Annotated in this window: 15 protein-coding genes; 8 read left to right on the top strand and 7 right to left on the bottom strand. The window is 64.6% G+C overall.

Translation table 11 applies throughout. The features are described from left to right. The first annotated feature begins 40 nt into the window (after positions 1-40). A complete protein-coding gene (locus NG697_RS06890) occupies positions 41-760 on the top strand; it encodes an ABC transporter permease (protein WP_252598479.1) in 720 nt (239 codons plus the stop codon). Here the strand turns inward: NG697_RS06890 and NG697_RS06885 are convergent. Next, complete coding sequence (locus NG697_RS06885; RefSeq protein WP_252613871.1) at positions 753-2,435, bottom strand: helix-turn-helix transcriptional regulator; 1,683 nt, start codon at positions 2,433-2,435, stop codon at positions 753-755. The two genes, NG697_RS06890 and NG697_RS06885, sit on opposite strands and share 8 nt — an antisense overlap. 194 nt (positions 2,436-2,629) lie before the next feature. Here NG697_RS06885 and NG697_RS06880 point away from each other — a divergent pair, with 194 nt between their 5' ends. Beyond that, entirely contained in the window at positions 2,630-3,052 is a 423-nt protein-coding gene (locus NG697_RS06880; protein WP_193341940.1) for an ester cyclase, read from the top strand. Between the two features lie 35 nt (positions 3,053-3,087). Here the strand turns inward: NG697_RS06880 and NG697_RS06875 are convergent, their stop codons facing one another. Continuing rightward, the gene (locus NG697_RS06875; protein WP_252613869.1) at positions 3,088-4,764 is read right to left on the bottom strand and encodes an AMP-binding protein; all 1,677 of its coding nucleotides are present in this window, start codon (positions 4,762-4,764) and stop codon (positions 3,088-3,090) included. A gap of 104 nt (positions 4,765-4,868) precedes the next feature. Between NG697_RS06875 and NG697_RS06870 the strand changes: the two genes are divergently transcribed. Then, positions 4,869-5,147, top strand: coding sequence for a putative quinol monooxygenase (locus NG697_RS06870; protein ID WP_252598482.1), 279 nt, complete (start codon positions 4,869-4,871; stop codon positions 5,145-5,147). Between the two features lie 98 nt (positions 5,148-5,245). Here the strand turns inward: NG697_RS06870 and NG697_RS06865 are convergent, their stop codons facing one another. Next, positions 5,246-5,692: a thioredoxin family protein gene (locus tag NG697_RS06865; RefSeq protein WP_252608458.1), complete on the bottom strand. Its 447-nt coding sequence runs from the start codon at positions 5,690-5,692 to the stop codon at positions 5,246-5,248. 161 nt (positions 5,693-5,853) lie between these two features. Here NG697_RS06865 and NG697_RS06860 point away from each other — a divergent pair, with 161 nt between their 5' ends. After that, positions 5,854-6,807 carry an ABC transporter ATP-binding protein gene (locus NG697_RS06860; RefSeq protein ID WP_252613868.1) on the top strand — a complete coding sequence of 318 codons (954 nt, stop codon included), beginning with the start codon at positions 5,854-5,856 and terminating at the stop codon, positions 6,805-6,807. Beyond that, positions 6,804-7,604 carry an ABC transporter permease subunit gene (locus tag NG697_RS06855; RefSeq protein WP_252613867.1) on the top strand — a complete coding sequence of 267 codons (801 nt, stop codon included), beginning with the start codon at positions 6,804-6,806 and terminating at the stop codon, positions 7,602-7,604. The genes NG697_RS06860 and NG697_RS06855 overlap by 4 nt, the downstream gene beginning before the upstream one ends. 36 nt (positions 7,605-7,640) lie before the next feature. Here NG697_RS06855 and NG697_RS06850 read toward each other — a convergent pair whose 3' ends face one another. Next, positions 7,641-8,210, bottom strand: a complete 570-nt coding sequence (locus NG697_RS06850) for an acyl-CoA thioesterase (protein ID WP_252613865.1) — start codon at positions 8,208-8,210, stop codon at positions 7,641-7,643. A gap of 70 nt (positions 8,211-8,280) precedes the next feature. On the opposite strand from NG697_RS06850, the gene NG697_RS06845 reads away from it, so the two are divergent. Continuing rightward, positions 8,281-9,015: a potassium channel family protein gene (locus tag NG697_RS06845; protein ID WP_252613864.1), complete on the top strand. Its 735-nt coding sequence runs from the start codon at positions 8,281-8,283 to the stop codon at positions 9,013-9,015. Positions 9,016-9,389: 374 nt separating this feature from the next. Further along, positions 9,390-10,373, top strand: a complete 984-nt coding sequence (locus NG697_RS06840; RefSeq protein ID WP_252613862.1) for a LysM peptidoglycan-binding domain-containing protein — start codon at positions 9,390-9,392, stop codon at positions 10,371-10,373. A gap of 106 nt (positions 10,374-10,479) precedes the next feature. Here NG697_RS06840 and NG697_RS06835 read toward each other — a convergent pair whose 3' ends face one another. Next, a complete protein-coding gene (locus tag NG697_RS06835; RefSeq protein ID WP_252598489.1) occupies positions 10,480-10,911 on the bottom strand; it encodes a CBS domain-containing protein in 432 nt (143 codons plus the stop codon). Between the two features lie 180 nt (positions 10,912-11,091). Further along, complete coding sequence (locus tag NG697_RS06830) at positions 11,092-11,763, bottom strand: hypothetical protein (protein WP_252613860.1); 672 nt, start codon at positions 11,761-11,763, stop codon at positions 11,092-11,094. A 663-nt stretch (positions 11,764-12,426) separates the two neighbouring features. On the opposite strand from NG697_RS06830, the gene NG697_RS06825 reads away from it, so the two are divergent. Beyond that, entirely contained in the window at positions 12,427-14,580 is a 2,154-nt protein-coding gene (locus NG697_RS06825) for an acyltransferase family protein (RefSeq protein WP_308293079.1), read from the top strand. Between the two features lie 160 nt (positions 14,581-14,740). Here NG697_RS06825 and NG697_RS06820 read toward each other — a convergent pair whose 3' ends face one another. Continuing rightward, on the bottom strand, positions 14,741-15,130 hold the full coding sequence (locus tag NG697_RS06820) for a hypothetical protein (RefSeq protein ID WP_252598492.1): 390 nt from the start codon (positions 15,128-15,130) through the stop codon (positions 14,741-14,743). Between the last annotated feature and the right edge of the window lie 22 nt (positions 15,131-15,152).

The following is a 15,152-nucleotide window of genomic DNA, read 5'->3' as shown; positions in this document are numbered from 1 at the left end:
GTCCAGATCCTGCATGACACCAGATTCGTCTTCTGGCGAGATGCTGCTGCCGCTGCGTGACCCGTTCTCGCTGGTCTTCTCGCTGCTCCAGCCGCTCGTGTTCCTGGGCCTCTTCGGGCCGCTACTCGGTGCGGCCGTGGGCGCACCGGCATTCGGCGGCCAGTCGACGCTCCAATGGTTCCTGCCCGGCGTCGTGGTCATGATTGCCCTGTTCGGCACCTCCATGATCGGCTCCAACCTGCAGTACGAGCTGATGACCGGTTCGTACGAGCGGATCCTGGCCACACCGCTGTCCCGCTCGTCGCTGATGATCGGGCGGGCGCTGAAGGAATGGGCACCGCTGGTGGTGCAGGGCCTGCTGATCGCCCTGGTCTGCATCCCGTTCGGCTTTGTCTTCTATCCGCTGCACGTGCTGTTCGGCCTGGTCATCCTGGGGATCTTCGGCATCGGACTCGGCGCCCTCTCCTACGCACTGGCCCTGGTATCGCAGAACAAGGAGTGGATCTTCTGGGGTGTGCAGCAGACGCTGCTCTTCCCGCTGATGATCCTGTCCGGCATCATGCTGCCCATCGAGGCCGGGCCGGACTGGATGAAGACCGCCAGCCTCTTCAACCCCCTGTCCTACCTGGTCAACGCCGAGCGGGAGCTGTTCGCCGGCAGCGTCGGGACCGACACGCTCCTGGGCCTCCTCGCCGCATCGGTGACGGCCGCCGTCGGGCTCGTTGCGGGCGTCCGGGCCATCAACCGCAACATCAATTAGAGCCCAGGCGGGCGGCGTAAACTGCAGCTTCAGAACGGTTGCGAAGGCCCAGCTTGTCCAGCACACTGCTTACGTGGTGGGCCACTGTCTTGTGGCTGATGAACAGCTGGCCCGCAATTTCAGGATTTGAATAGCCCTCAACCAGCAGCCCCAGAATTTCATGCTCACGCCGGGTGAGAATACCTGCCTCGCGGGGAACGGACCGGCCCCCGGCGCCCCACGATCGCAGCAGTGCCGCTGCCGTATCGGCATCATGGGACGCCCCCAGCTTGTCCATCGCGGACAGCGCAGCGCGGGCTTCGGAAATAGCGAGGGTAGGCTGGCCTTGGGCTAAAACACGCGCAAGTTCCAGCCGGGTGCGCGCGGTTTCCAGCGGGAGTTCCAAGTGCCCAAACCATTTGAGGGCGTCTTCAAAGTAACCCGTGGCAGGCTCCAGCCGGCCCTCGGCGGCTGCAACCCGGCCTCTGGCCAGGGCGGCATGCGCGGACACCAAGCGTATTCCTCCGGCGCTGGCGTCAAGGTCGCCAAGGTGCTCGGCGGCCACTGCAGCAGCGGCAGGATTGCCTGCTGCCAACTGTGCCTCCACCAGCAGGCTGCGTGCGCTCGCTGTCTCCAGGGAGGTCCGGTGCCCGCCGGCGTGCAGTGGAGGAACGACGTCGCCGGTATCCTCAATTTCCGAACGAAGCCAGCGCTCTGCCAGGGCCACGGCCGCAGCCGGTTCGTTGCTTCCGAGGGCCAGTCCTGCCGCCACCAGGCTGGTCTCGACCGGAGCGCCGATCCTCTCAATCAAGGCCTTGGCCTCGTCGAAGTGTCCTTGGCGCACACGGAGCTCGGCGAGGCTCGCGACAGCCCTGTGGTACATGCCGGGGAAGACGTCCTTTGTACTCGCTGCCGCATGCCGCAGCTCGTCCTCGGCTTCGGCCCAATGACCCGTCAGCAGGAGCACTCGCCCGTGGACCATGCGGCACTGAGCGTAAAGGTATGGACAGCCGTAGGCCCTCATGTAGTCATCTGCCGCCAGCGACCACTGGGTAGCTCGCCCGAGGTCGCTGAGCAGGTCGCAGACCGTCAGCATCGAGCAACTCGCCATGACCACTGTGTAGAACGTCGTTCCATCGCCACCCAGGGCGCTGGCCATGGCCTCGTCCACGCAGCGAAGCCCGGCCTGGACCTCCCCACCCTTGACCAGGACGACCCCGCGCTCCGCAAGCGCACAGACTGCCAGGTCGGGGTCGCCCAATTCATGCGACATGGCCAGCGCGCGCTCGATCAGGTCGCGACAGTGATGGGCATCCGTAGCCAGCAGCGCCGCACAGTAATCAGCCCAGGCCCGGGACAGTCCGTCGTCGGGCCCGGCCATGCTCTCCGCCCGGGCAAGCCAGCCCCGCGCCGCAGCCTCGTTGCCGAGGGACGTCCCGTAGACAAGGCACAGCCATACAGCGGAATCGATGGCTTCCGGAACATTGCCGGCACGGCGGCTGGCAGCGTAGGCGCGCTCCCGGCAGCGGACGCTTTCACCAAGGTCGCCGAGAAAAAAGAGGGCGTCGCCCAAGCCTGCGAGCGCGCCCGGCGATCCGGTGCCCGAGAGGACCTCCTCAAACGCGGCGCGCGCATCCACCCACCGCCCCGCTTCCAGTGCCGCGTAGCCTCTCGCTGTCACTTCCTCCAGCGCCACGATTCAATTAGAGCACTTGACACTGCCGTTCTCTAGGGACGGAACTACGGGCGCGGGCCGCCCCGGATCCGCCTGGTGGGCTCCGCCGGCATTGGCCACAAAATGGGTCAGTTGACCCATCCGCCCGGCCTTGGAGCCGGGCAGTCTGAAGTTGTCCCGAATAACGGACAACAGGACCAATAAAGGAGCAAACGATGAGTGCAGACGCAATTGCCAAGTCAGTAGACGCCATGAACTCTCATGATGCGAAGGCCTTCGCCGCAACCTATGCCGCGGACGCGGTTGTCCACGACCCGCTCTACCCGCAGCCGTTGAAGGGGCGGGACGCCGTTGAGCAGGACATGGTGGAACTCCTGCGGGCCTTCCCGGACGTCAGTCTCACCGTGGGGCCCCTGTTCCAGGACGGCGAGACGTTCGCAGCCGAGTACACCCTGCGCGGGACGCATCAGGGACCGTTGGCATCGCCCGGCGGCGAGATTGCCGCCACCGGAAAATCCTTCATCAATAACGCGGCTGTCTTCTCGAAGTTCAATGCTGAAGGGGAAGTCACGGAGGAACGCCGCTACTACGATGTAGCCGGCATCATGGCGCAGCTTGGGGTGACCCCGACAACCTGAGCCCATAACCTCGCCTCGAAGAGACTGCTGGCCCGTCAGAGCCCCAGGCGGGCCACGGCTTCCTCGCGCATCTCCACCTTGCGGATCTTCCCGGAGACGGTCATCGGGAAGCTTTCGCGGACGTCCACGTAGCGCGGGATCTTGTAGTGGGCCAGCTTCCCGCGGCAGAAGTCCGCAATCGAAGCAGCGTCCAGCGGTTCCGCGCCGGGCTTGAGGATGACGCACGCCATGAGCTCCTCGCCGTACTTGGCATCAGGCACCCCGATCACCTGCACATCCTGGATGGCCGGATGGCTGTACAGGAATTCCTCGATCTCACGCGGGTAGATGTTTTCGCCGCCGCGGATCACCAGGTCCTTGATCCGGCCTTCGATCACCACGTAGCCGTCGTCGTCCATGCGGGCGAGGTCGCCGGTGTGCATCCAGCGGTCGGCGTCGATGGCCTCCGCGGTCTTTTCCAGCTGGTCCCAGTACCCGGCCATGACGGCGTAGCCCCGGGTGCACAGCTCGCCTATCTCGCCGCGCTCCAGCACCTCGCCGGTGCCAGGGTCCACGATCTGGTTTTCCAGCCGCGGCATGGTGCGGCCCACGGTCTCGGTGCGCTGCTGAAGCGTGTCACCGTTCCGGGTCATGGTGGACACCGGGGAGGTCTCCGTCATGCCGTAGCAGATGGCCACATCCACCATGTGCATCTCCGAGATCACCCGGTTCATCACATCGATGGGGCACACCGATCCCGCCATGACGCCGGTGCGGAGCGTTGCCAGGTCGTAGGAGGAAAAGTCCGGCAGCGCCAGCTCCGCGATGAACATGGTGGGCACGCCGTACAGCGATGTCCCGCCGAAGTCCTGGACCGCCTCCAGCGCGGCCGCCGGCGTGAAGCCGCGCCCGGGGATGATGGTGGCCGCACCGTGGCTGAGGGCTGCCAGGTTGCCGATCACCATCCCGAAGCAGTGGTAGAACGGCACCGGAATCACCACCCGGTCATGCTCGGTGTAGCCCAGCAGCTCACCGATGGAGTAGCCGTTGTTCAGGATGTTGTGGTGCGTCAGCGTGGCGCCCTTGGGGAAGCCCGTGGTCCCGGACGTGTACTGCAGGTTGATGGGATCGTGCGGGTCCAGCTCCGCCATCCGGGCCAACAGGGAGGAATGGCCGACGGCGTCAGCCCGCTTGAGCAGCTCGGCGTACGTCAGCTCCCCGTCACTTTGGGGATCCCCGGCGTCGAGCCCGTCCATGTCGTAATCCGGCAGGAACACCAGTTCCTGCAGGTCCGGGCAGCCGGCGAGCGCCTGGCGCGCCATTCCCACATAGTCGCTGTTCCGGTCCGACGGCGCCACCACCAGCATCCGCATGCCGTTCTGCTTCACCACAAACTCCAGCTCGTGGCTCCGGTAGGCCGGGTTCACGTTGACCAGGATGGCTCCGGCTTTGGCCGTGGCGTACTGCAGCAGCGTCCACTCGGCGCAGTTCGGGCTCCAGATGCCCACCCGGTCCCCCTTGGCCACCCCCGAGGCGAGCAGTGCACGCGTGAGGCGATCGACGTCGTCGTTCATTTTCGTGTAGCTCCAGCGGCGGGCATCAGCGCCCGGGACCGGCGCGGCCTCGATCAGCGCGTCGTGGAAGGGGAACCGGGCCACCACCCGTTCAAAGTTCTGGCCGATGGTTTCCACGAGGAGCGGGACGTCAGTGTCCCCGGCTGTGTAAGCGCGCATGGTGGCACGCTACCAACAGGAGCCGGGCAAGAGAAGCGCAACAGGAGGGTGTCCGCGCGTAAACAGGGCGGGAGTGTATCCCGAGTCCCGGTATTGTGAAATCCATGAGTGCACCCATCGACCTGCAGGCAACGTTCATCCCCAACGACGGCGAGTTCTTCCGTGTGAAGCTCGCCCTGGAAATCGCCATCGACGAGGTGGTGAACGAACCCGGCTGCATCCGCTACGAGCTGACCGAAGCCACCGAAGAGAAGCTGGTCCTCACGGAACAGTGGGAATCCGAGGAACTGCTGGCGAAGCACTCCAAGGGCACCGCCGTCCAGGACCTGAACGAATCCCTGAGCGCGCTGCTGGCCGAGCCCGTGCAGCTGGAACGCCTGTAACCCTCGCTTTAACCATCGACTGCTCCGTAAGTGCCGCTTTGAACGTTCAAAAGGGCCCTTACGGAGCAGTCGATGGTGTTAAGAGGAACCAGGGGCGCTTACGCCTCGGGGATCTGCGAGCCGTCCTGCGGGCCCGACGTCTTTCCGGCGGTGGCCGGGCTGCTGCCCGCGGCGGCTGAGGCTTCTGCCTGCGAGCGCGCCACATGGGCGTGGACTTCCTCCATGTCCAGGGCCTTGACCGCGTCAACAACCTGCTCCAGCTGCTGGGCGTTCAGGGCACCCGGCTGGGAGAAGACGAGTACTTTTTCGCGGAACGCCATCAGGGTGGGGATGGACGTGATGCCGGCCTCCGCGGCGAGCTGCTGCTGGGCTTCGGTGTCCACCTTCGTGAACAGGACGTCGGAATGCTTCTCCGACATGGCGCTGTACGTTGGCCCGAACTGCTTGCAGGGACCGCACCATTCAGCCCAGAAGTCCACCAGGACAATGTCGTTGCCTTCGATGGTCGATGCGAACTGTTCACCTGTGATATCTACGGTAGCCATGCCTTCAACGGTACGCGAGGCGCAGGCCGATGTCCCGGCCGGGTGCGCCCTGTTCGCTCCCCGCGTCATCGGGAATACCCGGCGCGGGGCCGTGTACACCGGGCATTGCGAGGCCTACCCTTGGGGTCATCAGCCGCTGACTGCCGCACACAGGAGGGTTCATGGCCCAGGCTATCTCCGCCCGGTCCCTCACCAAAAAGTTCGTCCGGCGCGAGGTGCTCCACGGGGTGGATTTCAGCGTCGAAGCGGGCTCCGTGTTCGGCGTGATCGGCCCGAACGGCGCGGGCAAGACCACCACCATGCGCTGCCTGCTGGACATCATCCGCCCCACGTCCGGGGAGGTCCGCGTCCTGGGCAAGGACCCCCGTGCGGGCGGCCCGGAGCTCCGCCGGCGGATCGGTTACCTTCCCGGCGAGCTGTTCCTCGAGGGCCGGGTCACGGGCCGGACACTTCTGGCCCACTACCAGGCCATCAGCGGTCCGGTGGCTCCGGGCAGGATCGATGGCCTTGCCGAACGGTTGGGGCTGGACCTGGACCGCCACACGCGCAAACTGTCCAAGGGCAACAAGCAGAAGCTCGGCCTGGTCCAGGCGTTTATGCACGATCCCGAGCTCCTGGTCCTTGACGAGCCAACCAGCGGGCTGGATCCCCTGGTCCAGCAGGAATTCCATGCGATGGTCCGCGAGGCGCAGCACCGCGGCCAGACCATCTTCCTCAGCTCCCACGTCCTCAGCGAGGTCCAGCAGACCGCTGACACCGTGGCGATCCTCCGGGACGGACGGATCATCGCCGTCGAGTCCGTGAGCGGGCTTCGGGAAGGTGCGGTGCGCCGGGTCCGGTTCACCGCGAACGGAATTACAGCGCACGACGCCGGCGCGCTGCTGGGTGCGGTGCCCGGCGTCGGGCACGTTGAGGTGCTGGAGTCCGGCGGCAGCATCACCCTTTCGGCCACCGTGGAGGGTGCCATCCAGCCGCTGGTCAGGGCCCTGGGCACCCTGGAACTGACGGATCTGGTGCTGGAGGAACCGGATCTTGAGGAGGCTGTGCTGAAGATGTATTCAAGTCCCGAAGACACGGTCCCTGCCGTATCCGGAGCTGCGGAGGCCGCGCGATGAGCACCACGCTGCCGCTGTTCCGGAGAGCTTTCTTTGACTCCTGGCGCTCCACCCTCGGGTGGGCCGCCGGGCTGGCCGCCGCCACGTTCCTCTACCTACCGCTGTACCCGTCCATCGGCGGGAGCGCGCAGATGCAGGACATGATCGATGCCCTCCCGGCCGAGATGACCAAGGCGCTGAACTACGACCAGATCGCCACCGGCCCTGGCTACACCCAGGCCACGCTGTACGGACTCCTCGGGTTCCTGCTGATGACCATCGCCTCCGTAGGGTGGGGTGCGGCCGCGGTGGGCGGGGATGAGGAATCCGGCCAGCTGGAGCTGACCCTCGCCCACGGGGTGACCCGCGTCCAGGTGGTGCTGGAGCGCGCGCTTTCCCTGTTCCTGCGCGTGGTGCTGCTCGCGGCCCTGGTCTTTGTTCTGGTCCGGCTGCTCAATGATTCGGCCCAGCTGGCCATCCGGCCCGAGAACCTCTTCGGCGCGTCAGTGCTGTTTGCCACGCTGGCACAGCTGAGCGGAACTGCCGCGCTCTGCGCCGGGGCCATGTCCGGCAGGCGGACGTACGGACTGGGCGCGGGCGCCGCCGTCGGCGTTCTTGGCTACGTCTTCAACGCAGTCGGCCGGCAGAGCGAGGACGTGGAGTGGCTGCTCAATCTGAGTCCCTACCACTGGGCTTATGGGAATTCCCCAGTGGCCAACGGTGCGGACTGGGCCGCGGCCGGGTGGCTCTGGGGAATTTCGGCAGCCCTGGTGGCCTTGGCCGCGTTCGCTGTGAACAGGCGCGACGTCGGCACGTAGCTGTCCGGCCGCGCCGGCGCTCAGGCCGACCGGCGCTCAGGCCCTGGTTTCCGGGGTGAGGCGGTCCCAAACGTGGGGAGCTTGCGTCCGGCTGCCGGGCAGGGCGTTGGTCTCCCGCCATTCATGGATCCACTCGGGCAGCACCAGGTCCGCCGGGGGCTGGCCGAACTCGCGCAGGATCTCCTCCTGGCTCACTGGCCTGCCCTTGTTGACCAGGCGGGTGGCGATGTAGGCACGCGCGTAAATCTCGCCGTCGGACACCATGCGCTGCTCAAAGTAGATGGCCTTGGCATCCAGGCCGATGATCTTTGTTTCGATGGTGTACTGCTGCCACAGCTGCAGCGACTTCCGGAAGGCGATGGTCTCCCCCGCCGCCACAGGGCTCCAGCCGCGCCGGCGCATTGTCTTCCATACGCCGCTGCGGACCATCAGGTCGAAGCGGCCCAGGTCCATGAGGGAAAAGTACATGCCGTTGTTGACGTGCATGGCGATGTCGATGTCGGTGGGCAGGACGCGCAGCGGCAGGGACGACGGCTCCCAGATTGTCAGTGCGGAGCGGCGGGCGGACGTGAACAGCATCAGGAGGGTTCGCAGAAGCAGGTGCATCCTCCAATGTTACCCATCAGTAACTTGCTGGCAAGTCCCTAGGTCCGGCCCGCCACGTAGGATGTGGCGCATGACGCAACAACGCTACCGGGACCTCGCCGAGTGGCCGCTGATGGGGACGGCACTGGTTTTCCTGGCAGCGTATGCATGGCAGGTGATTGGCCGCGTCGACGGCAGCGGCGCGGAATGGCTTGAGACGGTGATGTGGCTGACGTGGGGTATTTTCGCCGTCGATTACGCCGCCAACCTGTGGCTGGCCACGGACCGCCGCCGCTGGTTCCTCTGGAACCTGCACGAACTCCTGATCGCGGCCCTTCCGTTCTTCCGGCCGCTGCGCCTGCTCCGGCTGGTCGCGCTGCTTTCAGTGCTGCACAGGACCATCGGCGAGACCCTCAGGGGCCGGGTGGTCACGTACGTGGCGGGATCGGCGGCGCTCCTGGTATTTGTGGGCGCGCTGGCGGTGCTGGACGTTGAACAGTCGGCCCCGGACGCCAAGATCCTGACGTTCGGCGACGCCCTCTGGTGGGCCATCACCACCATCACCACGGTGGGTTACGGCGACATGTACCCCGTGACGCCGATCGGCCGGCTGGTGGCCTCGGCGCTGATGATGAGCGGCATTGCCGTGCTGGGTGTGGTCACCGCGTCCATCGCCTCCTGGCTTGTCCAGCGTGTAGAGGAGTCCACGGAAGCTGCCGCGGAGTCCGTGGAGGAACCCTTGCGGGCGGAGCTCGCCGGCCTGGCCACGGAGATCGCTGCGCTGCGGCGCGAAGTGGCCGAGCTCAAGGACCGCCCCACGTTGTAGGAATGTCCCGGTAGAAATGTCCAGCGGGGCGGGCGGCTGGACACCGAGTAGTCGCCGCCGCGGGGCCAAGTATTCGGCGGAAAAATTCAGGTAACGCCTACTCGTGCAGTGCCTGGCGCAGCTTCCTAGACTCGAAATTCCTAGGGCCAAACAAAGTTGCCGGCGCATCCTCCGAGCTGGGGTGGATGATGCCGCTTCATAGCGGGGCATCCGTATCTTCTGGGTATGCGGGCGCTCCCATCATGCGCGCTTTCCGTGCGCGGTTCCGTCATAGACCGGCACCGCGCAGCGCATCACTCCCCGATCCGTCCTGCATGTGGAACTCGCGGCACCACTGCCGCCCTGTTGCCGGGCCGACCTGCGATGGGCCACCCATGTTCCAGTTGACCGCACCTATTCCCGAACCACCCCGCCGAAATTTCGAAACCGACGTCCCGCGGGCCGATCTCCTGACACCGGGGCGCCGGCCGATCAGCAACAAGCTGTGGGCAGGCATGGCCACAGCCGCCGTGATTTCCGCCTTCGGAGTCGGCGCCCTGGCCGGCCCCGTCCCCACGGCAGAGATATCCGCGCCACCGGAGGCCATAACGACGGCGGCGGCGCCAGTTGTGCGCGTTGCCCGGCCTTTGGCCGCGGTGCCGTTGGATGCGCCCTATGTTGGGTCCGTTGAGTTTGGCAGTGCGGGAGCTGGCACTGCGCAGCCGGAGGTCGCGGAAGCTGCGGTGCCTGCGGAGCCTGCTGCGGCTCCCCCACCAGCAGCGCCCGAACCTGCTCCGGCACCCGCCGGGGACCCCCACCTCTACACGGTTGTCCCCGGCGATACCGTGGGTGGGATCGCCGGCCGGTACGGCGTTGACATGAACGCGATGCTGGCCGCCAACGGGCTGGGCCTTTACAGCATCATCGTCCCGGGCCAGACGCTGAAGCTGACGGGTCCCGCCGTCGAGGTTTCCGCTCCTGCCCCGGCAGCGGCTGTTGCTGCTTCACCGGCCTACGTCCCCGCCCCGGCTCCGGTCCAGGCCGCGCCCGCTGTCCGCACCATCTATGTCGCGGGCGCTGGCGGACAGGCCATGGTGGACACGTGCATCGGGCCGATCCACTACACTCCCAACGACGGCTACTCGCTGTTCATCACGGAGCACGACTTCTGCGGCGGGTGGGCGCGCTTCTCCGGCATCGGCGTGGGCGAGACCGTCAGCATTCCGGGCTACGGGACGTACACGGCGACAGCCAGGGGCCAGGTCCCCAACCCGGGAACCACCAACGATGTCATCGCGGTATTCGGCGGGTTCCCCCGGGCCATCCTGCAGACCTGCATCCCCGGGACCAACCAGATGCTCCTGATCGCGCTCAACTAGGCTCCGGTCCCAGCCCAGTTCGCGGTCCAGCATTTCCGTAGCTTGTTCGCGGTTCCGAACCTTAAGGCAAGGAGCCGCGAACAAGGCCATGCGGGAATTTGTCTGACTACGCAGACATCGGGTGGCGTTCCGAAATGTGCTCCACCAGTTCGCCCACGCGCTCCTCGCTGTAGTTGCGCGCGATGTCGCCCTGGCTGATGATGCCGACCAACTTATGGTCGGCGATGACCGGGAGCCGCCGGATTTGGTGCCTTTCCATGATGTCGATGGCGGCATCAACATTGGCATCGGCGTCAACCCAGTGAGGGCTGCCTGTGGCGAGGTCGCGGGCCAGCATCTCGCGTGGATCGCGGCCGGCAGCAACGCACTTGAGCACGATGTCGCGGTCGGTGATCATGCCCTTCAACTTGCCGTCATCGCCGCAGATCGGCAGCGATCCGCAGTCCAGATCCATCATCATCCGGGCGGCATCTGCGAGGGACTGATGCTCCTTAATACACTGTGCATCCGTGGTCATAAATTCACGTACAACGCTCATTGGTTCTCCTTCATCGATTGATGTATCGACACAGGGCATCGGGGGCACGTGCGCCGATGTTGCCAGCCTACGCCGGGGCCAAGGCTGATGTCGACGACGGTTTCTCCCCTGTTTCCCGCCTGCCCGCCAAGGCTCCCCCTCGAGTGGTCAACTCCCCTGCACCCGCGCCAAAGAGTGCCGCTAGTTACGGATATTGGTTTCGATATATCGGGTGAGCCATTCTTGAAGCTGCGCAGTGTCCCAGCTGGGTGTGGCAACGAGGAGTACTTCGCGGTCTTCGCGGACGACGCCGGTGATCCCGTCCTCCTTCGCGAGGGTTCTGACCAGCCGGTCCACCTCCCGGGAGTACTCGTTGGCGATGTCCTCCCGCAAAGACACCTCAAGCTCCCGCCCGCAGAGTGCGTCTTCGCGTAGGTCCTCGACCTCGATAAGCGGTTCGTCCTCAACGACTGTTTCCTCGTCATTACCGTTCAGCTGCTTGATGGCGGCGGCGGCCATGCGAGCCAGCCTGTCATCATCTGAGGGGAGCCGCCCGCTGGCTTGTCCTCGGGCAAGGCCTGGAACCAGGTCAGCCAGTGGAACCTCCTGGTTGTCGTGCACGAGCACTGGGTGGTTCTGCCAGATGTAGGACTTGATCCGGTTGTAGCCGACCCGCCATTCCGCTCTGGGTGCTCCTTGCTCCACGACGCTGCACAGGTAGGAGATAACCCCATCGATGATGGCAATTGACTCTGGCGACAGGGTCGGCTCTATGCCAATGTCGTAGCGGAGCCACGACGGGCCGGTCGAGGTATCAGACTCAGCGGTTTCCGCCGTTCGCTCAGGTACTCGACTCGCACCTTCGCTGAGCACGCAACGACGATTCCGTCGCACGAGATATTGAAGTTGCAGGACGCGGTTTCCTTGCAGCGTTTCTCTCCAGGTCCGCAGCTTACTGGCGGATTCCCTAAGGGACATTTGTTGCCGCAGCTGCAATTAGGAGCCAATGGGCTGAGGTTGCTCCCTTGCACAGCGCCCGCGAGAGCCGCGGTAAGAACGCTGTTCCCCTGAATGCTGCCGCCGCAGATCTGCGTTTGCGCTTCCTGACCCTTGGCAACCGCGTCTCCGGGTGGCGCCGACGACCCGGTTACTCCGACGGCTGCGAGGGCTGAGATAAGAGTTGCTCCCGATGCCAAGCGACGAACACTGTTTATGACTTGCTCACGATTTCCATAGGTCAGACGATAAGGGACCGGGACTCAGTGGGTCCGGTCCACGGGGCGGGTGAGCGTACTGGTATTTACGCCCGCAGCAGCGCGGATTGAAGCGGACTTTCGACGCCGATCGAGGGAGCAAGTCGGGTCAGCATCAAGCTGGAGGCGCCCGATTTCTGAGAAAATTGCCGGGCGAGGTCAAGAATTTTTGCCCACTTCACGACCGCACGCCTATCTTCGGGGAAATGCATTGATTCTGGCCGCAAAGAGCGCTACTGTCGGCCGCACGAGCCGGTAAGAGACGTCGGGCCAAAGGGGCGACATGATGCATCTGGCCAGTGGATTGCTCAATGGAAACCACCTTGACGCGCGTAAACCCCGACGCCGTCTGCTAACGAGTAAGCGTGCCACGAAGGGAGCCGATCGCTCTTCATCCGTTCCACGCACGTTCCGTCCGGACATAGAGGGTCTTCGCGCGATCGCAGTTCTACTGGTCGTGCTGGACCATGTAGGCGTGCCGGCGCTGCAAGGAGGCTACGTCGGTGTCGACGTCTTCTTCGTGGTCTCCGGCTTCCTCATCACCGGCCTCCTGCTCAAAGAAGCTGAACGGGGTAGGCGGATCTCCCTCTTGTGGTTCTATGCACGACGGGCTCGGCGAATCCTGCCTGCCGCGACTCTTGTCCTCGCCGTCACAGTAGTCTCATCCTTCGCTTTGATCGGCGGTACGAGTGCTGCTCGAACCGCCGAAGACGGGCAATGGGCCGCGCTTTTCGCCAGCAATTTTCGCGAAACCTCACAAGGGACGGACTACTGGGCCAGCGACCTTTCTCCATCCCCCTTACAGCACTATTGGTCACTGGCCATCGAAGAGCAGTTCTACCTGTTATGGCCAGCCTTAATGATGGCGGTCGCTGCGATCGGATGGAGAGTTCCGCTACGCACGCGACTGACGGTTCTCCTCGCTGTCACGATTGCAGTCTCCCTTACGTGGTCGGTGTACGCGACGACGGAGAACGCGAGTGCGGCCTACTTCTCTCCCTTGACGAGGACTTGGGAACTTGCGGCTGGCGCAATTCTTGCCGTGCTCACACCGACGATCATGCGGCTGCCGGTTTTTCTTGCTGCCGTTACGAGTGTGTCTGGACTCATCGCGATTGCGGCAGCAGCGCTCACGCTGGACGAGTACACCAGGTACCCAGGGTCCGCTGCTATTCTTCCGGTTGGCGGAACGGTTCTTGTGATAATCGGCGGGACAATCACACCGAAGCGAGGAGCCGAAGTGCTCCTGCAGTGTCGACCTCTGCAATGGCTTGGCAAGCTCTCTTATTCCCTGTACCTGTGGCACTGGCCCGTGCTGATCCTCCCCGCGGCATCGCTCGGGACCGAACTGGCGATGACCACCAAGTTTGCCTTTGTCGGTGTGGCGCTGGCCTTGTCTGTCGTTACCTTCAAGTATGTGGAATTGCCCGTACGGAACTCCAACTGGCTCAAGGCCCGCCGGCCGTCAGTCAGCGTGGCTTTCGGCGCCGCACTGGTGGCGCTATCACTTGTCCTCACGAGCAATCTGGTGTCGATCCTGCCCAAGCCTTCCCCCACAGACAAAGTAGGCGATTTTGCAGTTGCCCCTGGCAGTGACCTACCGACGGCTGACGAAGTGGCAAAGGCCGTGGCTGACAGCGTAAACGTCGCAGGGTGGCCGCCGGAGCCGCCTGTTGGGAGATTCCTCTTCAACCAACATGCCTGTATAAGGGGCCTTGATGCCCCAACAGGTAAAGTCACATGCAGTTATGGTGACGCCAGCGGCGGCGAGACAGTGGTGGTTTATGGCGACTCGCACGCTCAGATGTGGGAAAGTCCGCTCGGCGTGACAGCCACTGAACTTGGGCGGCGCTTCGAAGTCTTTTCGATGTTCTCGTGTCCGCCAGCCGACTTTTCGGTCTACAACGCGAAGCGCAAGGGTGATTATCCCGAGTGCAAGGCATTCCGTGCTGACTCGCTGGCGAAGATCGAGGCACTTCACCCGAGCGTCGTCCTCATCTCGGGTCAGCGCCAGGGTACTTGGCTTGAGAAGGATGGGCGCCCTGACAAAGAAAACACGGAGGCCGCCTGGGAGGAGGGTCTCGCCTCGACCATAAAGTCATTGAGCGCGATAAGTGATCGTGTGGTCGTGATCGGGGACATCGCGTACTCGGAAAAGGATCCCCAGGACTGCGTCACATCGAATGCCGACGACGTCCGTCGCTGCCACACTCCGCGGAGTTACGCGGTGGACACCGAACACAATGAGATGGAGAAGCGCGTCGCCGAGGCCGGTGGCGCGGAATACGTGGACGTTGTTCCGTGGTTGTGCGCGGAGGATGTCTGTCCCGCGGCTGTCGCGGGATATGCAACCCATAAGGATGCTCAGCACATCTCCACCAACTACGCCCTGTGGTTGCGTCGGTCTCTTGCTGAGGCGGCCGCCTTGCTTCCCTGACGCGGCGTCAGCAGCGTAGTGCGCGCCGCCGGTGACTCGGCTTTGTTATTAACAGGGCGGCGTCAGCATGCCCTCGACCCGTCGGCAGGAAGCCAGGGCCAGATGAACAGAGACCAGATGTTGGCCCCAGATACCGGTTCTTTCCCCAGCGGTGATGGCCTTAGGTGCAGCACAATACCAGGAGGGCGCACGGGCGGCACAGCTCGGCTGCCCGTTGCTGGAGACGATGGACTTCGGCCATCCATTCGGCCCCTCCGTTGCATGGCAGCGTGGCTCGGACCTGGGCGTTCATAAGGGCGCTGAACTCGGGCACGCTGGCCGCGGTGTCCTTGAATCGGCGGGGATTAGTCATGAGGGCCCCGATTGGGTTGTGGCGGGATTCCCGGGCGTGGATGGTGGGGTTGTAGGCGGACCAGTCCATCGGCAGTCCGGCGAGGGTTGCCGCTAAGGCGAAGGCGCCGTTGGGTAGGTAGAGTCCTTCGGTGTTCCGCTCGTAGACGTGCTTCCAGTAGTAGGTGGAGCGGTCGTCCTGGACGCCGCCACTGAGCACCGGCTGGGCGAACTGTTTGAGG

The organism is Pseudarthrobacter raffinosi, from assembly GCF_023913835.1.
Classification (GTDB): Bacteria; Actinomycetota; Actinomycetes; order Actinomycetales; family Micrococcaceae; genus Arthrobacter; species Arthrobacter raffinosi.
This window is presented reverse-complemented; position numbering and strand designations above follow the sequence as displayed.

Excerpts from the sequence above, each read along its gene's own strand:
- NG697_RS06890 (WP_252598479.1), top strand. The coding sequence starts at position 41 with ATGCTGCTGCCGCTGCGTGACCCGTTCTCGCTGGTCTTCTCGCTGCTC.
- NG697_RS06880 (WP_193341940.1), top strand. The coding sequence starts at position 2,630 with ATGAGTGCAGACGCAATTGCCAAGTCAGTAGACGCCATGAACTCTCAT.
- NG697_RS06875 (WP_252613869.1), bottom strand. The coding sequence starts at position 4,764 with ATGCGCGCTTACACAGCCGGGGACACTGACGTCCCGCTCCTCGTGGAA.
- NG697_RS06870 (WP_252598482.1), top strand. The coding sequence starts at position 4,869 with ATGAGTGCACCCATCGACCTGCAGGCAACGTTCATCCCCAACGACGGC.
- NG697_RS06865 (WP_252608458.1), bottom strand. The coding sequence starts at position 5,692 with ATGGCTACCGTAGATATCACAGGTGAACAGTTCGCATCGACCATCGAA.
- NG697_RS06860 (WP_252613868.1), top strand. The coding sequence starts at position 5,854 with ATGGCCCAGGCTATCTCCGCCCGGTCCCTCACCAAAAAGTTCGTCCGG.
- NG697_RS06855 (WP_252613867.1), top strand. The coding sequence starts at position 6,804 with ATGAGCACCACGCTGCCGCTGTTCCGGAGAGCTTTCTTTGACTCCTGG.
- NG697_RS06850 (WP_252613865.1), bottom strand. The coding sequence starts at position 8,210 with ATGCACCTGCTTCTGCGAACCCTCCTGATGCTGTTCACGTCCGCCCGC.
- NG697_RS06845 (WP_252613864.1), top strand. The coding sequence starts at position 8,281 with ATGACGCAACAACGCTACCGGGACCTCGCCGAGTGGCCGCTGATGGGG.
- NG697_RS06840 (WP_252613862.1), top strand. The coding sequence starts at position 9,390 with ATGTTCCAGTTGACCGCACCTATTCCCGAACCACCCCGCCGAAATTTC.
- NG697_RS06835 (WP_252598489.1), bottom strand. The coding sequence starts at position 10,911 with ATGAGCGTTGTACGTGAATTTATGACCACGGATGCACAGTGTATTAAG.
- NG697_RS06825 (WP_308293079.1), top strand. The coding sequence starts at position 12,427 with ATGATGCATCTGGCCAGTGGATTGCTCAATGGAAACCACCTTGACGCG.